This window comes from Microvirga zambiensis WSM3693, assembly GCF_016735695.1.
Taxonomy (GTDB): Bacteria; Pseudomonadota; Alphaproteobacteria; order Rhizobiales; family Beijerinckiaceae; genus Microvirga; species Microvirga zambiensis.
Genome location: NZ_JAERQD010000006.1, coordinates 51,573 through 75,029, shown reverse-complemented (window position 1 = coordinate 75,029; position 23,457 = coordinate 51,573). Strand labels below are relative to the sequence as shown.

Annotated in this window: 17 protein-coding genes; 6 read left to right on the top strand and 11 right to left on the bottom strand. The window is 64.5% G+C overall.

The window, feature by feature from the left end; genetic code table 11:
- Positions 1-2: 2 nt before the first annotated feature.
- The 7 genes from JKL46_RS06830 to bcsN form a co-directional block, all read right to left on the bottom strand.
- Positions 3-1,463, bottom strand: a complete 1,461-nt coding sequence (locus JKL46_RS06830; protein WP_246529189.1) for a CheR family methyltransferase — start codon at positions 1,461-1,463, stop codon at positions 3-5.
- Entirely contained in the window at positions 1,445-1,942 is a 498-nt protein-coding gene (locus tag JKL46_RS06825) for a chemotaxis protein CheW (protein WP_201831189.1), read from the bottom strand. Before JKL46_RS06825 ends, JKL46_RS06830 begins: the two co-directional genes overlap by 19 nt.
- Before the next feature lie 97 nt (positions 1,943-2,039).
- Positions 2,040-4,214, bottom strand: a complete 2,175-nt coding sequence (locus JKL46_RS06820) for a tetratricopeptide repeat protein (RefSeq protein WP_201831188.1) — start codon at positions 4,212-4,214, stop codon at positions 2,040-2,042.
- Positions 4,205-5,302, bottom strand: a complete 1,098-nt coding sequence (locus JKL46_RS06815; protein WP_201831184.1) for a family 8 glycosyl hydrolase — start codon at positions 5,300-5,302, stop codon at positions 4,205-4,207. The genes JKL46_RS06820 and JKL46_RS06815 overlap by 10 nt, the downstream gene beginning before the upstream one ends.
- The gene (locus JKL46_RS06810) at positions 5,299-7,857 is read right to left on the bottom strand and encodes a cellulose biosynthesis cyclic di-GMP-binding regulatory protein BcsB (RefSeq protein WP_201831182.1); all 2,559 of its coding nucleotides are present in this window, start codon (positions 7,855-7,857) and stop codon (positions 5,299-5,301) included. Before JKL46_RS06810 ends, JKL46_RS06815 begins: the two co-directional genes overlap by 4 nt.
- Positions 7,858-7,866: 9 nt before the next feature.
- Complete coding sequence (gene bcsA / locus JKL46_RS06805) at positions 7,867-10,062, bottom strand: UDP-forming cellulose synthase catalytic subunit (protein ID WP_201831179.1); 2,196 nt, start codon at positions 10,060-10,062, stop codon at positions 7,867-7,869.
- Between the two features lie 162 nt (positions 10,063-10,224).
- The gene (gene bcsN, locus JKL46_RS06800; protein WP_201831174.1) at positions 10,225-11,184 is read right to left on the bottom strand and encodes a cellulose biosynthesis protein BcsN; all 960 of its coding nucleotides are present in this window, start codon (positions 11,182-11,184) and stop codon (positions 10,225-10,227) included.
- 355 nt (positions 11,185-11,539) lie between these two features.
- Between bcsN and JKL46_RS06795 the strand changes: the two genes are divergently transcribed.
- Complete coding sequence (locus JKL46_RS06795; protein WP_201831172.1) at positions 11,540-12,727, top strand: multidrug effflux MFS transporter; 1,188 nt, start codon at positions 11,540-11,542, stop codon at positions 12,725-12,727.
- Here the strand turns inward: JKL46_RS06795 and JKL46_RS06790 are convergent.
- On the bottom strand, positions 12,718-13,614 hold the full coding sequence (locus tag JKL46_RS06790; protein ID WP_343074025.1) for a LysR family transcriptional regulator: 897 nt from the start codon (positions 13,612-13,614) through the stop codon (positions 12,718-12,720). The two genes, JKL46_RS06795 and JKL46_RS06790, sit on opposite strands and share 10 nt — an antisense overlap.
- 142 nt (positions 13,615-13,756) lie before the next feature.
- On the opposite strand from JKL46_RS06790, the gene JKL46_RS06785 reads away from it, so the two are divergent.
- Genes JKL46_RS06785 through JKL46_RS06775 form a run of 3 tightly spaced genes read left to right on the top strand, consistent with a single transcriptional unit; the run spans position 13,757 to position 16,955 of the window.
- The gene (locus JKL46_RS06785; RefSeq protein WP_201831170.1) at positions 13,757-14,953 is read left to right on the top strand and encodes an acyl-CoA dehydrogenase; all 1,197 of its coding nucleotides are present in this window, start codon (positions 13,757-13,759) and stop codon (positions 14,951-14,953) included.
- A 17-nt stretch (positions 14,954-14,970) separates the two neighbouring features.
- Complete coding sequence (dapB, locus tag JKL46_RS06780) at positions 14,971-15,777, top strand: 4-hydroxy-tetrahydrodipicolinate reductase (RefSeq protein ID WP_201831168.1); 807 nt, start codon at positions 14,971-14,973, stop codon at positions 15,775-15,777.
- A gap of 5 nt (positions 15,778-15,782) precedes the next feature.
- Positions 15,783-16,955 carry a CaiB/BaiF CoA transferase family protein gene (locus JKL46_RS06775; protein ID WP_201831166.1) on the top strand — a complete coding sequence of 391 codons (1,173 nt, stop codon included), beginning with the start codon at positions 15,783-15,785 and terminating at the stop codon, positions 16,953-16,955.
- Positions 16,956-17,158: 203 nt separating this feature from the next.
- Here JKL46_RS06775 and JKL46_RS06770 read toward each other — a convergent pair whose 3' ends face one another.
- Positions 17,159-17,731 (bottom strand): TetR/AcrR family transcriptional regulator, encoded by a 573-nt coding sequence (locus tag JKL46_RS06770; RefSeq protein WP_201831164.1) that lies wholly within the window; start codon positions 17,729-17,731, stop codon positions 17,159-17,161.
- Between the two features lie 164 nt (positions 17,732-17,895).
- On the opposite strand from JKL46_RS06770, the gene JKL46_RS06765 reads away from it, so the two are divergent.
- On the top strand, positions 17,896-19,029 hold the full coding sequence (locus JKL46_RS06765; protein ID WP_201831162.1) for an efflux RND transporter periplasmic adaptor subunit: 1,134 nt from the start codon (positions 17,896-17,898) through the stop codon (positions 19,027-19,029).
- 9 nt (positions 19,030-19,038) lie between these two features.
- Complete coding sequence (locus tag JKL46_RS06760) at positions 19,039-22,122, top strand: efflux RND transporter permease subunit (RefSeq protein WP_201831160.1); 3,084 nt, start codon at positions 19,039-19,041, stop codon at positions 22,120-22,122.
- 157 nt (positions 22,123-22,279) lie between these two features.
- Here the strand turns inward: JKL46_RS06760 and JKL46_RS06755 are convergent, their stop codons facing one another.
- Together JKL46_RS06755 and JKL46_RS06750 are read right to left on the bottom strand one after the other, a co-directional pair.
- Positions 22,280-22,732 (bottom strand): Fur family transcriptional regulator, encoded by a 453-nt coding sequence (locus JKL46_RS06755; RefSeq protein WP_201831150.1) that lies wholly within the window; start codon positions 22,730-22,732, stop codon positions 22,280-22,282.
- A gap of 248 nt (positions 22,733-22,980) precedes the next feature.
- A complete protein-coding gene (locus JKL46_RS06750) occupies positions 22,981-23,400 on the bottom strand; it encodes a Fur family transcriptional regulator (RefSeq protein WP_246529188.1) in 420 nt (139 codons plus the stop codon).
- Between the last annotated feature and the right edge of the window lie 57 nt (positions 23,401-23,457).

Genomic DNA, 23,457 nt, shown 5'->3' with positions numbered 1-23,457 from the left:
GGTCAGCCTCCGCGCCTCGCAGGCGTATCTGCGGCGAGATGCGCGCGGACAAGGTCTCGCAGATCCTTCGCCGTGAGCCCGTCCGCTTCATCGAGCTGGCGGTCGCCAGGCATGGTGGCTGCAATACGGGCCGCATTGGTCAGAGAGCGCCGTCCGGAACCGGATCTGCCGTCCGCAAGCAGCAGGAGACCAAGGTGATAGTGAGCCATGGCGAAGCTTTTATCGAGGTAGAGGCTGTTAAGGAAGCTTTTCTCCGACTCGCCGGGGCGCCTGAGCTCCCGCAGGACGAGACCGCGATAAAAGTGCAGTCTGGCATCGAGAGGCTGTTCGGCCAAGGCCTTGCGGCAGAGCCCGTCCGCGGCGGCGAAATCGCCTGCATCGGCTCGCGCCCTGATCTCCTCCAGCAGGGCATCCGGCTCGTCGGATGCCGAGGGAGCCTTCGGCAAGGTCGGGGCCGAGGGCGGCGCTTGCCGCTTCGCTTTGACAGGCTCCGCCGGTTTCGGCGGCGGCAGGAACGGCTTCCACTCCGGCGGCGGCAGAGCCGGGAGTTGCGAGACGGGGGGAGCCGGCGTCGTCGCCGCTCCCGATCCATGGCGATAGGCCACCGTTCCCGGCAGATTCACCACCTGCATCATGGTTGAGAAGGTGGGATTGGGCTCCGCATGCCCGAGCAGCATCCAGCCGTCCTCGGTGAGGCGGTCGCGCAAGGCTCCCACGAGCTCGACGACGGTGTCCGGATGAAAATAGATCAGGACGTTGCGGCAAAGAATCAGGTCGAATTCCGTGAGTTCCAGCGGCGAGGTTCCGTCGAGAAGGCTCAGCAGGTTGTGGCGCTCGAAGCGGACGATGGAGCGGAACTCCGGCCGCACCTGCCATCGGTCCTTGTCGATGCCGATGAAATACCGCTCCCGTTCCTGCGGCGGCATCGAGCGCAGCGCCCATTTTCCGAACTGCGCTTGTCGCGCCGCCTTGAGGAAGCTGTCGTTGATATCGGTGCCGAGGATGACGATGCGCCAATCCTCCAGGCTTTTCCCGAGAATCTCGTTCACGAGAATCGAGAGGGAAAAGGCCTCGGCTCCCGTGGAGCAGCCGGCGCTCCAGATGCGCAGCCGCCGCGTGGCACTCTTACGCGCGATGATCTCGGGCAGGATCGTGTCGCGCAGAGCGGTGAACTGCTCCGCATAACGGAAGAAGAAGGTTTCGCCGATGGTGATCTCGGCTTCCAGACGGCCCCATTCGGCAGGTCCCGAAATCGCATCGTCGAGGAGGGTCAGATATCGCGTCGAATCGGGAAGGCCGGTCGCACGCAGACGCTTGCGCACGCGCTCCCACAGGAGGTCGTCCTTGTCCTGGTAATAGAAATGCCCGGTGCGCTCGATGATGCGGCTCTTCAGCTGCGGGAAGCCTGCATCGATCAGCGGAGCGGCGACGGCGCGTGCCGCCATCAGGCCGAGACCGCCCATTCGCCAAGCCGGTTCTGGGCCTGGCGTCCGAGTTCCGCGAGCGCCTGACGCTCCTCGGCGAGCAGTATCCGCTCGAGCGAAAGCAGATGGACCAGACGCTCCTCCCATGTGACCTCCGCCTCGACGCAGCCGTTGAGGCTATCGGCCTGCTGCACGGGCGAAAGGCGGGATGTGTCGATGGTCGCCACATCCAAAACCCGATCGACGAGAAGCGCCGTCGTATTCGAGCCGCCAGTCAGGATCAGGTGCCGGTAAAGCGCGCTCTCTGCGTCGGCATCCTCCTGCGGAAGTCCGAAAAGCACATCGAGCCGGAGAACCGGGACCGCGCTGCCGCTCAGGTTGAAGAAGCCGGCAACCGGTCGGGGGAGCGCTGGCGGACGCCAGAGGCGGGGCAATGGCAGAAACTCCCGCGCCGCGCTTCTATGCAGGGCGCAGGCGGTGCCGCACACGTCGAAAACTATGATCTGCAGGCTTGCCATGCTCGGATCGCGGGAGAAGTCGGAAGGGGCGGACGCGCCCACGGCTTAGATAGGCACAAAGTTTCACCGGGCAACAGCAGGGCGCCCTCGGCCCGGATTAATAGCGTACCTGTCCGGTGACTTCACGGATCGCGTTCAGGCCGGCGGCCGCCTCTTCCGAATAGCCGGTCTGCTGGACGGCGCGGAAGACCTTCTCCGCATCGTCAAAGCGTCCGAGCTTGAGATAGGACCAGCCGCGGATCAGCAGCAGGTCGTTCTGCTCCGGCACGATGCGGGCACGCTCGCTGAGGGCATGGAGCGTTTCCACGTAGCGTCCGTCGCGATAGGCGGCAAGGGCGCGCTGGGTCAGGATCGAAGCCCCCAGCTCGACGCGACGCTCGCGGTTCTGCGGCGCCTCGGCGGCCGCAATGGCCGCTTCCGAGGTCAGGTTCTTGCGCAGATAAGCGAGGGACTTGCCGTAGGCGGCCTCCTCCCGGGTACGGCTGCTGCCATTGGCGATCGCCCGGTCGAAGGCGTTCACGGCTTCGAGCGGACGATTCGCCTCCATCAGGCACCAGCCGCGGGTCAGAGCCGCGTCGGCAGAAAGGCCGCTTGGATTGCGGGTGATGGCACAGTTGCGCCCCAGAGCCGAGCGCGCCTGTGTTTGCCGGCGGCGCACATTCTCCTCGGTCTGGACGAAAGCCTGTTCGGCTTCGACCCGCTCCACTGCGACCTCGCGGGGCGCATAGCGCGGCTGCGCTGGCGGTGGGGCGGTCTCGACGGGAGCGGCCATAGCAGGGGGGGCAGTCATGGCAGGCTGCGGGACGGCAGGCTGTGCGGCGACGGCCTGCCGTCCCGTGGCGGGATTCACCCCGTCCGCCAGATCGGCGATGCGCTGGGAGCGGCTGCGCCATTGGGCGACGACGGCGTTGAACCCGCCCCGGTCGTTCAGGCGCTGCGTCGACAGGGCGAGACCATAGGCGGACGGCTCGTCATCAGCCTTCCAGCTCAGGGCGGTGCGGAACCAGTCGCGGGCGGTGCGGATCTGTTCCGTGTTGTAGGAATACCAGCCGAGGGCCTGGGCTGCATCGGAGAATCGCTGAGCCATGACCACCGGAACGATCCGGCCGACCACCTGCGTGTCGAGGCGCGGCGGTGGATCCTGGCTGAGCAGGGCAGTCGCCACGTCGAGATAGATCTTCATGTTCTCGGGGGCGCGCTCGCGCCACTCATAGGCAAAGGTCTCGGCCTCCGCGAGGCGGTTGAGTGCCCGCAGGGACATGGCATAGCCCTCGGCCGCCTTCGGGCCGGCGTTGCGGTCGAGTGCGGTCTTGAACAGTTCGAGAGCCCGTGTGGGATTGTTGTGATGGTAGTTGTACCAGCCGAGGATCAGCACAGGACCCGCTTCGCCGCTGGTCTGGATCATCCTTTCGACCACGGCGAGATCGTCCGCCGAGGCGGTCATCTTGCTGTCGAGGGAAGCGCGCTCGACCCGGCGCCGGGCGAGCTCGTCGCGGATGGTGCCGAAATCGTCCGGGGTGTCGCCGGTCCTGCGCTCGAACTGGAGCAGCGCCGTGACCTGCGGCTCTGGCAGAACGAGGAGCGCCTTCTGCAGGGTCGCCAGGCGTTCGGCCGGAGTGGCGCAGTTCGTCAGGATGTAGGTGTAGACGTCCCGCGTCCGGTTCGGCTGGTCGGTGCGGGCGAAGGCCTCCGCCACGCGCCAGAGCACGTCGACATTCATGCAGGTGAGAAGGCCTGGCACCTCCGTCGCCACTGAAAGGACGGTCCGCCATTGCCCGGTATCGGACGCATTGGTCAAACGGCGACGGGCTTCGACAGTCTCGAGCGCGGTGACCAGCTCCTCCGGCGGCTTCCAGTTCGCGTCCGTGGCCTGGCGCTCGGCGATGGCCGCGCGAACCTCCGCGATGCGATCCTCGCGATAGAGGTTCCAGAGACGTTCGATGAGTGGGTCGGGCGGCGGGGCGCCGGGGCTGCCTGAGAGCTGCGAGAGATCGCTCGGCGGGGTCCAGTTCGGATAGAGCGCGCGCAGGCGGGCGATTTCGGCATTCACCCGGCGGGTATCGCCCTGGGATGCGAAATAGCGCAGCGCCGATTCATCGACCTGCGGTTGAGATTGGGACTGCGATCCGTTCGTCGGTGCCGGCGGGGGCGGCGCGGGCGCCGGCGGTGCTTCCGCTGGCGGCTGGCTGACGCCGGAGCCCGTCTGCTGCGCGATCGCCGCGAAGCCGAGGATTGCAACCGCAATGGTGATGGCGCTGCCGACTAGACGCATTGCGGATATTTTTCACCGAGCAGGGATTTCGCCAAGAGATACAGGGTCGACGGGTAATAGAGGCTCGGCTCGAAGCTTTTGAGCGGCTCCGGAATCGGCGTTCCGTCGAGCGCACAGGCCAGGGCGGCGGGAAGCATGGCGTAACCCTGGTCGGTAAGCCGCTCGCGCACTTGGCCGGTGACGACGTTGATCACGGCAACCCCTTCATTCTCCGCAGACCAGCGCTGCTTGAGAGCCCTCAGCCACTCCATCTCGGTCATTCCTGCTCTCAACAGGTAAAGCGGTATCCTTAACGAGTTGTAACCGAATTCGGGGGGAAAGCCATCGGCAGGCTTGGGCTGCAGGCCGTTTTGCAGAGAAATCCAATCGGCCGGAAGCCGCACCCGGCCCGAGGTTGCCTGCTGCAGCAACATGACGCCATCACGCCAGACGCGCGTCCACTCATATTCCGGCGCAAGGGCCGCCATGACCGGGAAGGTCTCGAAAACCCAATAGGAAAGATTGATGACCGGACCATCCGGTCGATCGCCGGCACCGAAGCCCTGGGAGCCTGGAAGCAGGACGAGGGATCCTCCGGCGCGGCTCAAAGTGCTTTTGCCGATCGCCTTGGCGAGCTTCTGAGCCGCATTGGTGTAGCGGGTTTCCTGCCAGGCGGCTCCCGCCCGGGCAAGCGCGTAGGCGATGAGAAGATCGCCGTCGGTCGCGTTGTTGCGGTCGGTGATCTTCGGTTTGCCGTTGGGGTCCCATTTCCAGACCGCGAGGCCGTCGTCGCGGATGAGAAGCTCGGTGAAGGTGAAATTCCAGATCTGCTCGAAGGAGCGTCGATCCCCGGCCGCCAGCGCGAGCAGGAGCCCGTAGCCCTGGCCCTCGCTGTGGCTGATGTTGCCGTTGGCGGTGTCGACCACCCGTCCGCTGTCCTCGACGAAACGGGAGCGATAGGCCTCCCAGTCGGCGGCGGAGATGGTTCCCACCAGGTTCAGCGGCTGGACGGAAAGTGTTTGGGAGCTGGCCATCGACCCCGTGAGAAGGAGAATTGCAGTGACGAGCCAGGGCAGAATCCGCTTCGGAGGAGACGCATCGCCCGTCATGGCCGGCGCCCCAGGCGGTTCAGAAGCAGATAGGTCGCGACGCCCAGGACCATGCAGGCCGTCAGCAGGAGAAGCGCGTATTGAACGAGGTTCGCGGACATCCAGTTCGCCGCCACGAGGCGCATGTTCCTCAAAGAAAGCGGCTGCGTCTGGACGAAGCGATAATCGTTGATGGGCTCGACCTGGAGCTTCGTCTCCCTGGGCTCCAGGGCGACGGCCCGGCCCGCGACCTGGGACCAGAGCAGCGGGTTGGCGAGGCGGGCCATCTCGTCCGCCAGAGCCCGATCGGTACGCGCCGTCAGAAGAGTCCACACGCCGGCCGTGTCGCTCTGGTTCTGGGCCAGGAGCAGGGAGGCGCGCTGCGGCGGCTCATAGGGTGCGTCGGTTCGCTCCTCCAGCGACAGGGAGCTGAGGGAGAGGCTGAAGGTCTTTTCCATCCAGCCCTGCAGGGTGCCGAGCGTCTGCTGGAAAAAGCCGCGCCGCTGGAACGTGTCGGACCAGCGCCGGCGGACCTCGTCGGTCGATGCGGTGGCGAGACGATCGGGCGAGACCTGGGACGTGGGCAGGCTGAAATCCGAGCTCGCCACCTGCGGTCCTGCCCTGTCGCCCGTGGGCGTCGAGGGCCAGATCATGCGCAGATGTTCGGAAACCTTCACGCGGTTGAGGAGGCCCGACGGGATCTGATCGACGGCGCCGATGAAGAGCACGGATTCGTCGTCCGAAGCCGCGTTGGAGAACTGCGCCCGCACGGGTGTGCCGCCGCTGCGCGCCATGCGGGCGAGCAGCGTGCCGGCAGCGGAATAGTTGAGCGGGTCGGGCCGTGCCAGGACGATGGTCGTGGGGACGTCCTCGTTCGGGAACCGGCCGGTGCTCATGACGGCAAGGTCCGGCACGCGGCCGATGCGCCCATAGGTCGGAAAATCGAGGGTCGAGGTATCGAAGAGAACCAAGCGGTTCGATTCTGATAGCGTCTCGCCGGGGGCGCAGCGTTCGTCCGCATCGGTGAGCAGGATCGCTTCGATGGTGACCTGGTTGATGCCGGCCTTGAAGTTCCTGAGAGGCAGCCGGATGGTGTGCCGCCGGACGATGTCGCCCTGCTTGGTGATCGTCGTCTGCGTGCTGATCATGCCGTTGACGAACACGTTGATGTGGCTGCCCGGCCGGACCGCGGCGGTATAGGCCGCATCGAGATGAAGGATCGCCTCGCCGTATTCGGTCGCGTAGAAATCGGAGGGCAGGTTGATGGCGAATTCGGCCTTCAGGCGCCGCCCGGAGAATTCCTGCGTCGGCACGCCGAGATCCGCGAAGCGGAAGGAGTGGGCACCGAAGGCGGTCAGGATTTCCGGCCAGTGCCAGGCGGCCGTGTCGAGAATGCCGCGCTGGACATTGGCGTTGTTGACGGCCTGCGCACCGACGATGCCGATGGCGGTGTCGAGATCCTGCCAGGTCGGACCGGACACGACGAGGGTCGAGCCCAGGGAGCCGGGATCCTGCATCATCATCGTGAGCGGCTGCGACGAGGCGGCATCCGGCATGCCAGCCACCAATCCGCGCAATTCGCCGGCCAGGCCGATGGCCACCTTGATCGTGCCGACGGGGGAGGGGCCGGGATCGGTTTCCACCACCTGGATCACCGGGTGGGCGTAGCGCCCGCGCAGGGCCACCAATTGCACGAGGCGCAGCAGGCGGTCGCGGATTTCGGGGCGGTAGATCTTCGGCGCAACCACGCGGATCGTGGTCACGCCGGTGCTGTCGACGCCCACCGCCGGAAGATCGTCCAGGCCGCGCAGGGTCTTCGCCGCGCCTTCCGCAAAGACGAGCCTGGTCGTCGCCGAGTCGAGATCGGTCCAGAGCTCATAGGTCGCATCGATTGTGCAATCCGTGCGGTGGCGCTGGAAGGCTTCCGCGCGGATGATGTTCTGTCCCGCCCGCAGAAGACCGGGACGGATCGTTGCGGTCAGGCGCTTGATGTCGTTCGGCGAGGAGATCGGGGTATCGACCACCGATTCCCCATTGATCGCGATCCGCAGGCGCGATCCCTCGGGCATGACCACGACGGCATTCTTGAAGCCCAGCACCAGGGAGGCCCCGCTTGCCGCTTCGTCCTGCGTGAGGTGAACCGTCCAGGACTTGGCGTCCGACTCCCCCTCCAGGCGAACCGTCTCGAAGGGAAGAACCGGACGTTCGTTCCGCACGCCGCCACGTGCCGCCGTCGCGGCCGGAGCCGGCTGTCTCGCCGGCGCAGCACCCGTCTGAGGCGAGGGGGATGGCGATGCCGGAGCCTGGCGGGCCGGCCCCATGTTGAAGGGCGTTCCAGCATTCGCCGGAGGCGAAGACGGCTGGGCTGCGGGAGGCGTGGCTGGAGCAGCGCCGGGTTGGCGCATCTCGAAGCCCTGGCCGGAGGGGGCGGGTGCCGCAGGCTGCGGCTGGGGCCTGACAGCGGGGGGATTGCTCTGCCCGTTCGGCGACATGGTGAAGGGTGAAGCCTGGGCGGCGGCTTCCGTGGCACCCAAAGCCTGCAAGGCCAGCAGAGGAAGGATATGGACCAGACGCACGAGGCACCTCTACTTGGCGGCCGAGGCGACGGAGGGGGCCGGCGGGCTGGAGCTGCCGATCCTCTGCAGGCCGAGGAAATAGGAGAGGCCGCGGCCGGTCTGGTAGAACGCGACCATGAAAAACCAGAGCGTCCCGCGCAGAACGCCGATGTCGTGATGACGGTTCTTCTGGAAGGTGCTCCACTGGTCCGCGTTGGCGAAGACGAGGTCGGCGATCATCTTGCGGTGCTCGGCCTTCTCGATCAGGAACTGGCACCCCAGCAGCAGGCCCTTGTCGTCCATGCTAACCTTGCGGATCTCCACCGGCAGGTGCTGGACGGGAAGGTTGGCGAAGGGTTGGAACTCGAGAGTGCCGGCAGTTCCCTTCTTCAGGCGCGGCTCGGCCGAGGGCGGCACATGGAGCCGGCCGCCGCCCACCGACACGTCCTTCAGGACCGCATCGATGATCTCGTCGCCCATGATGAAGCGGCAGGGCCGCTCGACGCGCACGCGGTGGCTCTGGCGCCGCGTCGCCCGCTCGGACACCACGCCGAGCGCGCAGCCGGCGATGATGAGATTGAGTACGTTCCAGGCTCCCGTCACCAGGGTCAGGTCGGCCTTGTAGGGCTCGGCCCAGACGCGGATTCCGGTGGCGATGACGCCGAGGATCAGGATGCCGAAGATGATGAAATAGGGCGTTCCCAGTTCCGAGACCCGGCTTTCCTCCATGGACTCGTTCTTCGCCGTCACCTTGAAGGTGGGCTTGCTGGGATTGGCGATCACCGACAGCACGGCCGGCAAAAGATAGATCGTCTGGATATATTCGTAGAGATCCGAGATCCACGGCCAGCGGTAGCGGCCATAAAGGTAGTTCTGCATCATGAAGTTCACCATCATGTAGGTGAACGTATAGGCGAAGAACTCGCCGCCCGATGCGGTGAAGATCTCGAGCGAGAAGAACAGGTAGCACAGCGGCGAGACGAGGAAGCAGAACCGCGAGAACGGGAACAGCCAGAACATGCTGCTCGACATGTAGCAGAGGCGCTGCGAGATCCTCAGCCCGCGCTTGAGGGGCGGGAACTTGTAGCGCAGGATCTGCATCATGCCTTGAGCCCAGCGCGAGCGCTGGCCGATGAAGCTGGCGAAGCTGTCCGGCTGCAGGCCGGCGATGAGCGGCTTGTCCACATAGACGCTCGTCCAGCCGCGGGAATGCAGTTCGAGAGCGGTCTCGCAATCCTCGGTGATGCTGACGCCGCTGAAGCCGTTGGTTTCCTGCAAGGCCTCGCGCCGCAGCACGGCGGCCGAGCCGCAGAAGAAGGCGGCGTCCCACTTGTCGAGGCCGCGCTGGATGACGCCGTAGAACATCTCGTTCTCGGACGGCATGGTCTGGAAGGTGCCGAGATTGCGCTCCAGCGGGTCCGGATTGATGAAGAAGTGCGGCGTCTGGACCAGGAACAGGCTCTTGTCCTTGGTGAAGTACCCGACGGTCTCGGTGAGGAAGCTGCGGGCCGGGGCGTGGTCCGCATCGAACACCGCTACCAGATCGCCGGTCGAGTTCTCGAGCCCGTTGTTGAGATTGCCCGCCTTGGCATGCACGTTGCGGGCGCGGGTCAGGTATTTCACGTCGAGGGAAGCACACAGCGCCTGCAACTCGGCGCGACGTTCGCGGGCCTGCTGGGCGGAGGCAGTGTTGCTCGAATTGCACTTCTCGTCCGTGCCGCCGTCATCCAGAAGCCAGACCGTCATCTTGTCGGCGGGATAGGTCATCGCCTTGGCCGCGGCGAGTGTCGTGGCCAGAAGATCTGCACCCTCGTTGTAGCTCGGGACGAAGATGTCGACGGTCGGCAGGTTCTGCGGGTCGATCTGCGGGGCCTTGCGCGAGGGCAGGGGGCTCGACACCACGAAAAGGCTCAGGAACAGCATCATGACGCTGTACATCTCGGCCAGATAGAGCAGGAAGCCGGGGATGAAGCTCGCCACCTCGGTGATCGGCGGGATGGTGCTGGTGGTGCGCCAGAAGACGTAGCGCAGGACGATGGCGGTGCCGAGAGCCAGTGCGATCAGGCGCCAGATGCCCTGGGCGCGCATGAACTTGATGATGATCATGCAGGCCACGACCATGAGGCCTGCGACCAGATGTGCCTGGAGGCTGATGGGTAGAGCCACGATCGAGACGATCAGTATCGCCGCCACAGCCCAAAAGGCCACGATAAGACCTGCTCGCATCGTCTAGGTTCTCGGCTCAAAGGATTTGCGTGGGAGGAGGCACGCTTAGTTGAAGAATAGTCCAGGGTCCATGAATATATCGATAGTTTAGTGTAGGCCTAATGTCACATGGGTAAATACAATGTTATTGTGACTTGATAACATTTGTCCCATGAACTGTGGCTATTGGATCGGAGGCGGGGGGACGACGGGATAGCCGCTCTCGGGCGCAGTCGGCGGAGGCGGCAGGGGTTGTGTGGTGATGGCCGGCGTGCTCGTGTCTTTATCGATCATGCGTCTGGGTGCTGCCGGAGCAGCGCGGCGGGTTTCGCCGGAAATGGTGCGGCGGCGGACAACGGTCGTGTCGCTGCCGAGGCCCAGCGGATACATCGGTGCATTCGTCTCGCCGAGCTGGGCCGGCGGCGGAGGCGGTTCGCCGTAGGGGTTCCAGGATTCCTGGCGGTAATAGGCGGCAATCGTGAAGCCGTAGAAGACCCTCAGGAGCTGCTCGACCGTGGCGTCCGCATCGCACAGGCGCAGGCGGACCGAAACTGCGCCGCCCGGCAGGAAGACGGCGGGTTCGTTCGGTTCGATCCGCTGCCAGGCATAGAGGCAGAGGTCGCCGCTGGATGACCGGCCGGTCGCAAAGCCGAAGGGACCGAACTTGTTCTGCACATAGACCAGCGATGTCTGCATCTCGACGCCAGGGATCCGGTCTTCCATCTCCGACAGGAGCCGGTCCTGCGAGAGAGAGGGGAGCGACAGTGTCTCGGCCTGTTCGGGGTTGGTCTGCGTGTTGTTGAGCATGCTGACGTAGAAGGCATTCTGCCCGGTGGTCAGCGAGGCGGTCGAGAGCGCGATCTCCTGCGAGATGCCGTCCTGATACGTGCGCTGGAGAACGGCGACGACGGAGGGTCCGCCGGGCGGGGGGACGATGATCGCCCGCGTTGCCGGGACCTCGGACATGAGGGTCGCAAATCCCAGATCTGAGCGCCCGGCACAGGCCGACAGGGTGGCCAGGACGGTCGTGGCCAGAACGGCATCGACAGCCATCCTCAGGCCAGACGGACGGGCGGACCCTGCGAAAGCATCCGACGGCTTGGCGCCGAAGCTCGTCCGATTCTGGGGCGTCGAAAAAATCATGAAGAACTTTGAAAACTCTGGTGGCCAGCCGGACAGCCGAAGAGGGAGCCTTCGCAGAGGAGCCAAGACCTCCTTTGCGACCAGCCCCGTTCAGCTGGATGGTTAATCAGCTATCACCGTTCATGGTTAACGAAAGGTAAGCGCAGGTCCAAGAGCGGATTATAGTCCAGCCTCAAGGGTAGGCCAGGCTTGACCTGAGCGCCAGAGGGCATACAAGCAATGCACACCCTTCGGTGCGCCAGGCCCGAGGGGGCTTCCATTCCTTTCCGCTGATATATCCTGACCTGCTTCGCCCCGCGTTCAGGCCGTTTTCTCAATCCCGGTGCACCAGCCGGGGCTACGAAAGCCGTTTCCGATGAAGTCCGCCTTTCTGCGCAATGCGCTCGTCCTCGGCATGCTGTCCGCTGTCGGGCCCTTTGCCATCGACATGTACCTGCCGTCGTTCCCGGCCATCGCCCGCGATTTCAAGGTCGATGTCAGCGCCGTGCAGATGAGTCTGATGAGCTTCTTCCTGGCGGTCTCCGTCTGCCAGATCGTCTATGGGCCTTTGTCCGACCGTTTCGGCCGCAAGCCCCCGCTCTATTTCGGACTGGGGCTGTTCATCCTCGCCGGGATCGGCTGCAGCTTCGCGCCGAATGTGGAAACCCTGATTGCATTCCGCTTCCTGCAGGGCGTCGGATCCTGCGCCGCCATGGTCATCCCTCGCGCCATCATTCGCGATCTGCATACCGGGCATGAGGCAGCCCGGCTGATGGCCACCACCATGCTGGTCTTCAGCGTATCGCCGATCCTCGCGCCGCTGGCAGGCAGCACGCTGACGGCGTTCTTCAGCTGGCGCGTGATCTTCTGGGCGATTGCCGCCATCGGCCTTGCCGGCCTTGCCGTGGTCGTCTTCCTTTTGCCGGAGACTCACAAGCCGGACGAAGACCGCAAAGGGCTGGGGCATGCCTTCGCCACCTATGGACGCCTCCTGAAGGACCGGCGCTTCTTGGGGCTCGCCTTCATCGGCGGGTTCAGCCAGGCGAGCTTCTTTGCCTATCTCGCCGGTTCCTCGGTGATCTTCATCGAGCATTTCGGGCTGTCGCCTTCGGCCTACAGCATGATCTTCGCCTCGAACGCCATCGCCTTCATCGGCAGCGCGCAGTTCAACAGCATCTTCATGCGCCGCTTCGGCGCCGAGCGGGTCGTGCGGACCGCGATTTCGGCCTTCGCAATGCTGGTGAGCCTGCTCTTCGTCCTCACGCTTCTTGGCGTCGACAATGCCTTCGTTCTCTGGGGGCTGCTGTTTCTCTCCTTCGGCTGCCTCGGCTACGTCATTCCCTCGACGGCGGTGCTCGCCCTTGAGGAGCATGGGCCGATCGCTGGTACGGCGTCCGCCCTCATGGGCACCCTGCAGCTCGGCACGGGCGCCACGATCATCGTGCTGGTCAGCCTGACCTACAACGGCACATCCCTGTCGATGGTCAGCGCCATCTTCGTCTGCGCCCTCGTCGCACTTACCTTGAGCTTCCGAATCATGAAGCCGAAAAGGGATTATCCCTGACGGATCTCCTCCAGGATCCAGTCGCGGAACGAGCGCAGCAGCGGCGTCTCCGCCTTGTGCTCCGGGTAGACGAGGTAATAGGCGCCGCCGCTGACGAGGCTTTTGGGAAAGAGGATCTCCAGGCGGCCCGAAGCCAGCTCGTCCGCGATCAGGAAATGCGGAATGAGGCCGGCGCCGAGCCCCGCCGCCGCCGCCTGCGCGACCATGGCGAACTGCTCGAAGCGCGGGCCGCGCAGGGGATTGCCCACCTTCACCCCGACGCTGGCGAACCACTCCGCCCAGGCCGTTGGTCGGGTGCTCTGCTGGAGCAGGGTGGCGCGGGTCAGATCCTGCGGCGCGTGCAGATTCTCCCGCTGCCGGTAGGCCGGGCTGCAGACGGGGACAGCCTCCTCCGTGCGCAGCAATTCGCACACTGCGCCGGGCCAGTGCGGTTCGCCGAAATGGATGGCGGCATCGAAAGGCTCGGCGGCGAAGTCGAAGGGCACGAGGCGCACGCCGAAATTCACCGTCGCTCCTGGATGCTGGGCGAAGAAACCGGGAATGCGCGGAATGAGCCAGCGGGTGCCGAAGGTCGGCAGGGTCGCAAGATTCAGGACGCCGCTGGTGCCGGACAGCGCGATCGCCTGATGGGTGGCGTCGGACAGTTCGGATAGAGTGCTGCGCACCTGCGAGGCATAGAGGCGGCCGACATCGGTCAGGACGACCCTTTGCCGGGAGCGGCTGAACAGGGAGACGCCGAGCGATTCCTCGAGTTGCTGGATCTGGCGCGAGACCGCGCTCTGGGTCAGATTGAGCTCTTCCGCTGCTCTCGACACGCTGCCATGGCGGGCAGTGGCCTCGAAGGCGAGGAGGTTGCCCACATTGGGCAGGAAGCCGCGGCGAAACACATGTTCATTCCGGTTGAGAATAACCTGCTGCGAAGATGTCGATTTACATTTGGCCTGTCCAGCGCGATTTTGCCGCTCAATTTCAATGGCTTTGGTTGGTCTTACACGGCTGGCCGCACAACTTTCGGGAAGGATGATCGTCATGGCCGGTGCTCAGGAATATGCGAAGTTCACCTGGGAGGACCCACTCCTTCTCGACGATCTTCTGACTGACGACGAGCGCATGATCCGCGACACCGCCCGCGCTTATGCGCAGGAGAAGCTGCTTCCGCGGGTGATCGAGGCCTATCGCGAGGAGAAGACCGACCGCGCCATCTTCAACGAGATGGGGGATCTCGGCCTCCTCGGCGTGACCCTGCCGGAGGAATACGGCTGCGCCGGCGCATCCTACGTCGCCTACGGCCTCGTGGCGCGCGAGGTGGAGCGGGTCGATTCCGGCTACCGCTCCATGATGAGCGTGCAATCCTCTCTCGTCATGTACCCGATCTATGCCTATGGCTCCGAGGAGCAGCGCCGTAAATACCTGCCCAAGCTCGCCTCCGGCGAGTTCGTCGGCTGCTTCGGCCTGACCGAGCCGGATGCCGGCTCCGATCCGGCGGGCATGAAGACCCGCGCAGTGAAGACCGATGGCGGCTATCGCCTCTCTGGCTCCAAGATGTGGATCTCGAACTCCCCCATCGCCGATGTCTTCGTGGTCTGGGCCAAGTCCGAGGCGCACGACAACCAGATCCGCGGCTTCGTGCTCGACAAGGGCATGAAGGGCCTGTCCGCCCCGAAGATCGGCGGCAAGCTGTCCCTTCGCGCCTCCATCACCGGCGAGATCGTCATGGATGACGTCGAGGTCGGAGAGGATGCGCTGCTTCCCAACGTGTCCGGCCTGAAAGGCCCCTTCGGCTGCCTCAACCGGGCCCGCTATGGCATCTCCTGGGGCTCCCTTGGCGCTGCCGAGGATTGCTGGCACCGGGCGCGGCAATACACCCTCGACCGCAAGCAGTTCGAACGGCCGCTCGCCGCAACCCAGCTCGTCCAGAAGAAGCTCGCCGACATGATGACCGAGATTACGCTCGGCCTCCATGCTTCCTTGCGCGTAGGGCGCCTGTTCGACGAGGGCCGCGTGGCGCCTGAGATGATCTCGCTGGTCAAGCGCAACAATTGCGGCAAGGCGCTCGATATCGCCCGTCAGGCCCGCGACATGCACGGCGGAAATGGTATCCAAGAGGAATATCATGTCATGCGCCATGCGCAGAACCTGGAGACGGTGAACACCTATGAGGGTACGCACGACGTGCACGCCCTGATTTTGGGCCGTGCCCAGACCGGACTGCAGGCTTTCTTCTGAGAGGGGATTGATACCTCATGTCAATTCGGATCACCTTGGCCGGCTCGACCGGCTGGGTCGGCAAGGCCCTCGTCGCGGCGATCGCCGCCTCCCACGATCTCGAGCTGGCGGGCGCCGTCAGCCGCAGCGCCGCGGGACGGGATGCGGGCGAGGCAGCAGGACTCCCCCATCTCGGCGTTCCGGTCAGCGCGACCTTGGAAGAGGCCCTGAAAGCTCCTTCCGACGTGGTGATCGATTACACCAAGCCCGGCGCCGTCAAGGCGCATACCCTGACGGCGCTGGCGCATCGCCGGCATGTGGTGATCGGTACCTCCGGGCTCTCCGGGGAGGATTATGCGGAGATCGAGCGGCAGGCGCTCAAGGCCGAGCGCGGCGTACTCGGCGCCGGCAATTTCTCCATCACGGCGACGCTGCTGCGTCGGTTCGCCCTCGAGGCGGCCCGTTACGTACCGGATGTGGAGGTCATCGACTACGCCTCGGCGAAGAAGCCCGATACGCCCTCCGGGACGGCACGCGAATTGGCGGAGCTTCTCAGCGAGGTGCGCCAGCCTGCAACCTCCAAGCCTCCCCATCAGCTGGTCGGCGTGCAGGAGACCCGCGGCGGCGCGCTCGGGGCGAGGGAGAAAGTACAGGTCCATTCCCTGCGCATGCCATCCTTCGTCCTCTCCTGCGAGGCGGTGTTCGGTGCCGACAACGAACGGCTCGTGATCCGCCACGATGCCGGGTCGTCGGCCGCTCCCTATGTTGCCGGCACGCTGCTGGCAGCCCGCCGCGTCATGTCCTTCATCGGCTTGAAGCGCGGCCTCGATGCCGTGATGGACTGAGCCGCATGAAACCGCTCGAAGGCCTGAAAGTCCTCGAACTCGCGCGCATCCTCGCCGGCCCCTGGGTCGGCCAGCTGCTCGCCGATCTCGGCGCCGATGTGGTCAAGGTCGAGCGGCCGGGTGCCGGCGACGACACTCGTGCCTGGGGGCCGCCCTTCGTCGAGGCGGAGGACGGCGGCGATCTCTCGGCCGCCTATTTCCATTCCTGCAACCGCGGCAAGCGCTCCATCGCGGCGGATTTCGAGACGCCCGAGGGGCAGGAACTTGTGCGCCGGCTCGCGGCCCATGCGGACGTCGTGATCGAGAATTTCAAGGTCGGCGGCCTGAAGAAATACGGGCTCGACTACGAGAGTCTGAAACAGGTCAACCCGCGCCTCGTCTATTGCTCGATCACGGGCTTCGGCCAGGATGGCCCATACGCCTCCCGCGCCGGCTACGACTTCATGATCCAGGGCATGGGCGGCATCATGGACCTGACCGGCGACCCTGACGGCGAGCCGCACAAGATCGGCGTCGCCTATGTGGACATCTTCACCGGGGTCTATTCGGTGGTCGGCATCCTCGCGGCGCTTCGCAAGCGCGACGCCACGGGGGAGGGTGCCCATCTCGACATGGCGCTCCTCGACGTGCAGACGAGCGTGCTCGCCAACCAGGCCCTGAATTACCTCGTCTCGGGCAAGGCGCCCCGGCGCATGGGCAACGCCCATCCCAACATCGTGCCCTACCAGGTGTTTCCGGTAGCCGACGGCCACGTGATCGTAGCGGTGGGCAATGACGGGCAGTTCGCCCGCCTCGTCGCCGTTCTCGGCCGGCCCGAACTGGCGCAGGACGAGCGCTTCCGCAGCAATGCCGGCCGCGTCGGGCACAGGGCGGAGCTCGCGCCGCTGCTGAGCGGGCTGACCGTCACGTTCACCCGCGACGATCTCCTGGCGGCCCTGGAAAAGCAGGGCGTTCCAGCGGGGCCTATCAACACGGTGGCGGATGTCTTCGCCGACCCGCAGGTGATCGCCCGCGGCATGAAGATCGAACTTCCTTCAGAGGCGGCCAAGGGCGGAGCGATCCCTTCCGTCCGCTCGCCCATCGTCGTCGACGGGCAGCCGATGGCGGCGGAGCGGCCGTCGCCGCGCCTTGGCGAGCATACGGATGAGGTGTTGAGCGATCCGTCCTGGATGGCCTGAGAGTCTGGCTCGTAAATCTTCCACCTCATCCTGAGAGGCTGGCTCATAAATTCGACCTCATCCTGAGGAGCAGCGCAGCTGCGTCTCGAAGGAGGTTCCAGAGAGCACTGGAGACGCCCTCGTCCTTCGAGATGCCGCCTGCGGCGGCCCTCAGGATGAGGGCTTTGGGCAAAAATCCTTTGCGAGTCAGACTACGAGGACGCCTACTCGGCGATGCCCTTCGTGACGAGGCGGTCGATGGCCTTCACGATACGGTCGCGGTCAGCCTCCGAGAACGGGCTGAGATTGTGCATCTCGAGATTGCTCAGGCCTTCCGTCGCGAGCCAGCCGAGGAGCGCGGAGTCGAGGTCGTCGGAGGTGGTCTTGAGCTGATCGAGGGTGGTGTTGATCACCTCGCGCACCGGGTCGAGGAGGCGCGGGTTCTCGGCTGTCGCCGCCATCATGCCCGTGGCGATCTCCTGCATCTTGCCGCCGCAGCAGAAATTGAGCAGGGTCTTGGTGACCACGCGGGCCTCCAGGTTCGGCCCTGGGCCTGCCGTCTCCCGAAAAGCTTCCTTCTCGGTGGCGACCTGGTCGATCATGCGCTGGATCATGGCCTGAAGCAGCGCATCCTTGGTGGGGAAGTTGTAAAGGAGCCCGCCCTTGCTGAGCCCAGCCTTGTCGGCAACGGCTTCGAGCGTCAGGCGCCCGGCACCGATCTCGCCTACAAGCTCTGCCGCCGCATCGAGGATCTTCTCTCTGGAACTCTTGCGGCCTCGGGCACTGGGAAACAGCATCTACATCTCTTGATCATGTGCGCAGGCGCACTTGCAACTAAACCGTCCAGACGGTATATAAATGCCTCCACGGCATTGGCGTCAAGGGATAGCCGCGTCGATGCCGCACCCCCTTAGTCTTATATGGGCCCGTTGATAAGGGTCCAGAATCTCGGAAAAAGCCTATGAAACGGCGCGTTGTTGTTGGTCTCGTGTTTCTTCTTGCGGTCGGGCTGTGCGCCGGCCTGATCTGGTTCAACTTTTTCCGCGACAAGATGATCACGCAGTTCTTCGCGAACATGCAGCCGCCGCCGCAGACGATCTCGGCTGCCAAGGTCGAAGCGAAGACCTGGACGCCGAGCATCGGCGCCATCGGCACGGCCAAGGCCGCCAACGGCGTGGAGCTCGCCTTCGAGACGGCCGGCATCGTCAGCCAGATCAAGTTCAAGGCCAACCAGGAGGTTCGCCAGGGCGAGGTCCTCGTACAGCTCGACGACACCGTCGAACGCGCCGACATCCAGGACGTCCAGGCGGCCGTGAAGACGGCTGAGAGCAGCTTCGATCGCGCCCGGACCCTGTCGACCCGCGGCTACGGCACGGAGGCCAACCTCGATCAGGCCAGCGCGTTGCTGGCCGCGGCCCGCTCCCGTCTCGCGCGCATTCAGGCGACCATCGAGCAGAAGGCCCTCAAGGCGCCGTTCTCCGGCGTCATCGGCATTCCGCGCATCGATGTCGGCCAGTATCTCCAGCCGGGCACCGTCATCGCGAGCTTCCAGGATCTCTCCTCCATGAAGGTCGACTTCACGGTGCCGGAGCAGCGCGCGAGCGAGATCAAGCTCGGTCAGGAAGTTCGCGTGGGCACCACCGAGGGCAATCTTCCCTACAAGGGCCGCGTGATCGGCAAGGATCCGCGCGTCGATCCGAAGACCCGGCTCGTTTCGGTCCAGGCTCTCGTCGAGGACAACAAGGACGGGGCGATCCTCCCCGGCCAGTTCCTCCACGTGGAAGCGGTTCTTCCCGAGCAGCCCAATGTCCTGACCGTGCCTCAGACGGCGGTGATCGCCAGCCTCTATGGCGACTACGTCTACACGATCGACGAGGAGCAGCGCGGGGACAACAAGGTCCAGGTCGCCAAGCAGGTCTTCGTGAAGACCGGACGCCGTCGCGGCGGCGCGCTCGAAATCGTCTCCGGCGTGAGCGCGGGTCAGCAAGTGGTCGCTTCGGGACAGAACAAGCTGCAATCCGGCGCGGCCGTGAAGATCGACAATTCCATCGATGTGACGAAGCTCGACACGTCGAAGCTCGCGAGCGGCCAATAGGCATTAGTCATGAGTTTTACTGAACTTTTCATCCGCCGCCCCGTCCTGTCGATGGTGGTGAGCCTCCTGATCCTGCTGCTCGGTGCGCAGGGTCTGATGAACCTCCAGGTGCGCCAGTATCCGGAGGTCGAGGAAACCACGATCACGATCACGACGACCTATACGGGCGCCAGCGCCGACCTGATCCAGGGCTTCATCAGCACGCCCATCGCCAAATCCGTGTCGAGTGCGGAAGGCGTGGACTACGTGACGACGCAGAGCCGGCTGGGCATCAGCACGGTGTCCGTGCGCATGCGCCTGAACACCGATCCGAACGCCGCGCTCACCGAGGTCACCGCGAAGGTGCAGCAGGTGCGCGCTCAGCTTCCCTCGGAGGCCGAGGATCCGGTGATCATGAAGGGCACGGGTCAGAGCTTCGCCCTCATGTACATCACCTTCGGCAGTACGGAGATGAATCCGGAGCAGGTCTCCGAATTCCTGACCCGCGTGGTGCAGCCGCGCTTCGCCACGCTCAACGGCGTCGGCAATGCCGAGATCCTCGGCGGTCGCGACTTCTCCATGCGCGTGTGGCTCGACCCGGTGCGCCTCGCGGCGCGCGGCGTCACGGCCGGCGACGTGGTCCAGGCGATCAACGCCAACAACTTCCTTGCAGCGCCCGGCAAGACGCAGAGCGAGTACGTGGCCTACCGGCTCGACATGCAGACCACGCTGCAGACGCCTGAGACCTTCGGCATGCTGCCGATCCGGTCGGCGGGCGACCAGCTCGTGCGCCTGCGCGACGTGGCCGACGTGGAGCTTGGGCCCAAGAGCACGGACACCATCGTCAGCTTCAACGGCAGCGAGGGTACCTTCATCGGCATCACGCCGACGCCGTCCGCCAATCCGCTGACCACCGCCGCCGAGGTCACGAAGGAGATCGAGGCGATCCGTTCGACCCTGCCCAAGGGCATGAATGTCGAGATCGTCTACGACGCATCGAGCTTCATCTCGGCTTCCATCGAGGAGGTGTTCAAGACCATCGGTGAAGCAGCCCTCATCGTCGTGGTCGTGATCCTGCTCTTCTTAGGGTCATTCCGCTCGGTGCTGATCCCGATCGTGACGATCCCGCTCTCGCTCATCGGCGTGTGCTTCTTCCTCTATGCGCTAGGATATTCGATCAACCTCCTGACCCTGCTGGCGATGGTGCTCGCGATCGGACTCGTGGTCGACGACGCCATCGTGGTGCTGGAGAACATCCACCGTCACATCGAGGAAGGGTTGAAGCCCGTCGACGCGGCCATCGTCGGCATGAAGGAAATCTTCCTTCCCATCGTCTCCATGACGATCACGCTCGCTGCGGTGTATGCCCCTATCGGCTTCACGACGGGCCTGACGGGCTCGCTCTTCAGGGAGTTCGCCTTCACGCTTGCAGGCTCGGTGATCATCTCCGGTATCGTGGCGATCACGCTCTCGCCGATGATGTCGTCGAAGCTGCTGAAGTCCCATGGCGCGCAAGGCCGTTTCGCGGCCTTCGTGGACCGCACCTTCACGCGGCTCGAGAACTGGTATGGAAGGCGCCTCAAGGGCTCGCTCGATTATCGCGGCGTAACGCTCGTCATCGTCGCGGTCCTCCTCGGCACCACGGTGTTCCTGTTCACCAAGACCTCCTCGGAGCTTGCGCCGGAGGAGGATCAGGGCGCCTATCTCGGCATTCTCAACGTGCCGAAATACGCGACCGCCGATTACACGCAAGCCTTCTCCAAGCAGTTCACGAATGCAGGCGAGAAAATCCCTGAGATCGACGCCAGCTTCCTGATCGTCGGCATCGACGGCGGCGGCGGCGGCTTCTTCGGCTTCAAGCTGAAGGAGTGGAGCGAGCGCGAGAAGAAGGGCGAGCAGACCAAGCAGGAGATCCAGAATCTCCTGAACCAGAATGCCGGCGTGCAGGCTTTCGCCTTCGCTCCGCCGTCCCTGCCCGGTGGCGGCGACGGGCTGCCGATCCAGTACGTGCTGCGCACCATCGGCGATTCGTCCCAGGCCTATGAGGTTGCCGAGCAGATTCGCCAGCGCGCGATGAAATCCGGCAAGTTCATCGTGGTTCAGAACTCGATCTCCTACGAGACGCCGCGCGCCCGCATCACCGTCGACCGCGACCGTGCCGCCGCTCTCGGCGTGCCGGTCTCGGAGATCGGCAACACGCTCGGTGCCCTCGTCGGCGGCGCGCCGATCTCGAAATTCGACCGCGACAGCCGGAGCTACGACGTGGTCAGCCAGGTCCGCCAGGAAGACCGCCTGAATCCGGAGCGCCTTGCCGAGTACTATGTGCGTGCCTCCGACGGCTCCATGGTTCCGCTTTCCGCGCTCGTCAGCATCAAGACGGATGCGGCACCGGCCGCCATCGAGCAGTTCAACCAGCTCAACTCGGCGACCGTCTCGGCGCTGCCGCTGCCCGGCGTCACCACGTCGGAGGGCCTCGCGACCCTGCGCGCGATCGGCAAGGAGGTCATGCCCCAGGGCTTCTACGAGGATTATGCCGGCCAGTCGCGCCTGGAGATCCAGGAAGGAAGCTCGATCTTCCTCGCCTTCGGTCTCGCCGTCATCGTGATCTATCTGGTGCTGGCGGCGCAGTTCGAGAGCTTCCGCGATCCGTTCATCATCATGATGTCGGTGCCGCTCTCCATGTTCGGCGCCATGATCTTCCTCAATCTCGGGCTGGCGACGCTCAACATCTACACGCAGGTCGGCTTGATCACCCTGGTGGGACTGATCACCAAGCACGGTATCCTGATGGTGGAGTTCGCCAACGAGCAGAAGGAGAAGCACGGGGTCAGCAAGCGTGAGGCGATCGAGGAGGCGGCCCGCGTCCGTCTTCGCCCGATCCTCATGACCACGGCGGCCATGGTGCTCGGCGTTGCGCCGCTGCTCTATGCCAGCGGCGCGGGTGCCGCGGCGCGCTTCTCCATGGGCCTCGTGATCGCATCGGGCATGTCGATCGGCACGATTTTCACGCTCTTCGTGGTGCCGATGTTCTACACCTTCATCTCGAAGGAAACCGTGCGCGCCAGCCGTGCCGAGGAGAAGCATCCTCACCGTCAGGCTCTGGCGGCGGAGTAGAGCATCGAACCGAAAAGTGGCTCCCGCTTTTGGGTCCCATCCGATGCGCCAAGAATCCGAGGCTTCAAGAAAAAGAAAAGGCCGGGCATTGCCCGGCCTTTTAAGTTGAGGTCTCGAAAGGCAGGGTCAGAAACGACTCTGCCTTTTGCTTTGAAGTTCAGCGTGCGATCTCGCCTTCGACTTCCATGAAGGGCGAAACGGACCTGAAGCCGGCCTGCTCGGCGGCCTTGCGCACAGCTTCCGCGACCTCGCTCGAGTGAACCTCGATGGTCTCGCCCGTCTTCGAATCGACGAACATGATCTTCATCGCGTTCACGTCCGGCTGGCCGTGGGAGATGACGTAGGAGTTCTGGGTCGCCAGGCGGTGGACGAGGCCGGCATCGCGCAGGAAGTCGAGGGCGCGGTAGATCGTGACGGGAGCCAAGCGCTTCTTCTCGCTGCTCAGGCGGTCGACCAGGTCGTAGGCCCCGACCGGACCGCCGCTCTGGACCAGCTCGCGGTAGACGCGCTCGCGAATCGGCGTGAGCCTGAGATTGTTCTGCCGGCACAGATCGTCTGCACGACGGAGGAGATTTTCCTCTTCTTCTTTCCTGAGGGCTTTGGTGCTCATGAGCCGCACTCCTGTTATTACGGAACCTATATATTCATATAGGTAAAATGTGGCGCTGACAATGTGCTATCGTTGCGGAGGGTGCTTGCAGCTGTGCATATTCCGAAAGGGAAGAAAGCATTCCGGCAAGGAGGGACTCCGCATGCCGCGCAATATTACGTAGTAACGTATCAAAAAGAAGAAGGTTCCCGCGGTCTTAAGGATACGCATCAAAGCACGCAAAAGGGCTGACGAATGCCGGGCAAACTCTAAGCCTGCTTGGTGCAGCCTTCGCACAGGCCTCGGATCTCGACGGTGACCTTCTTCGCATGGAAGGCGTTGTCGTCGCCCCAATGGGACAGCCGCTCGCTGATATGCGGATCGGTGAATTCCTTCACCAGACCGCAGTTTTCACAGATGGCGAAGGCCGCCATGTCGTGCTCCTGGTGCGGGTGCTTGCAGGCCACATAGGCGTTCAGGCTCTCGAGCCGGTGGGCGAGGCCTTTCTCGATCAGCTTGTCGAGGGAGCGATAGATGGTGGGCGGCGTCACGGCGCCCTTGGCCCGCATCTTGTCGAGCACCTCATAGGCCGAGAGCGGATTCTGCGCCGAGCACAGGATCCGGTGAACCCGCTTCTGCGTCTCGTTCAGCTCCTCGAGGCCATGGTTGTGATGATGCGTGGCAGCCATCTGAAATCGTTAAAAATCCGCCGGTTACAGGGTCATCCTATACGTCATGATTGCGGA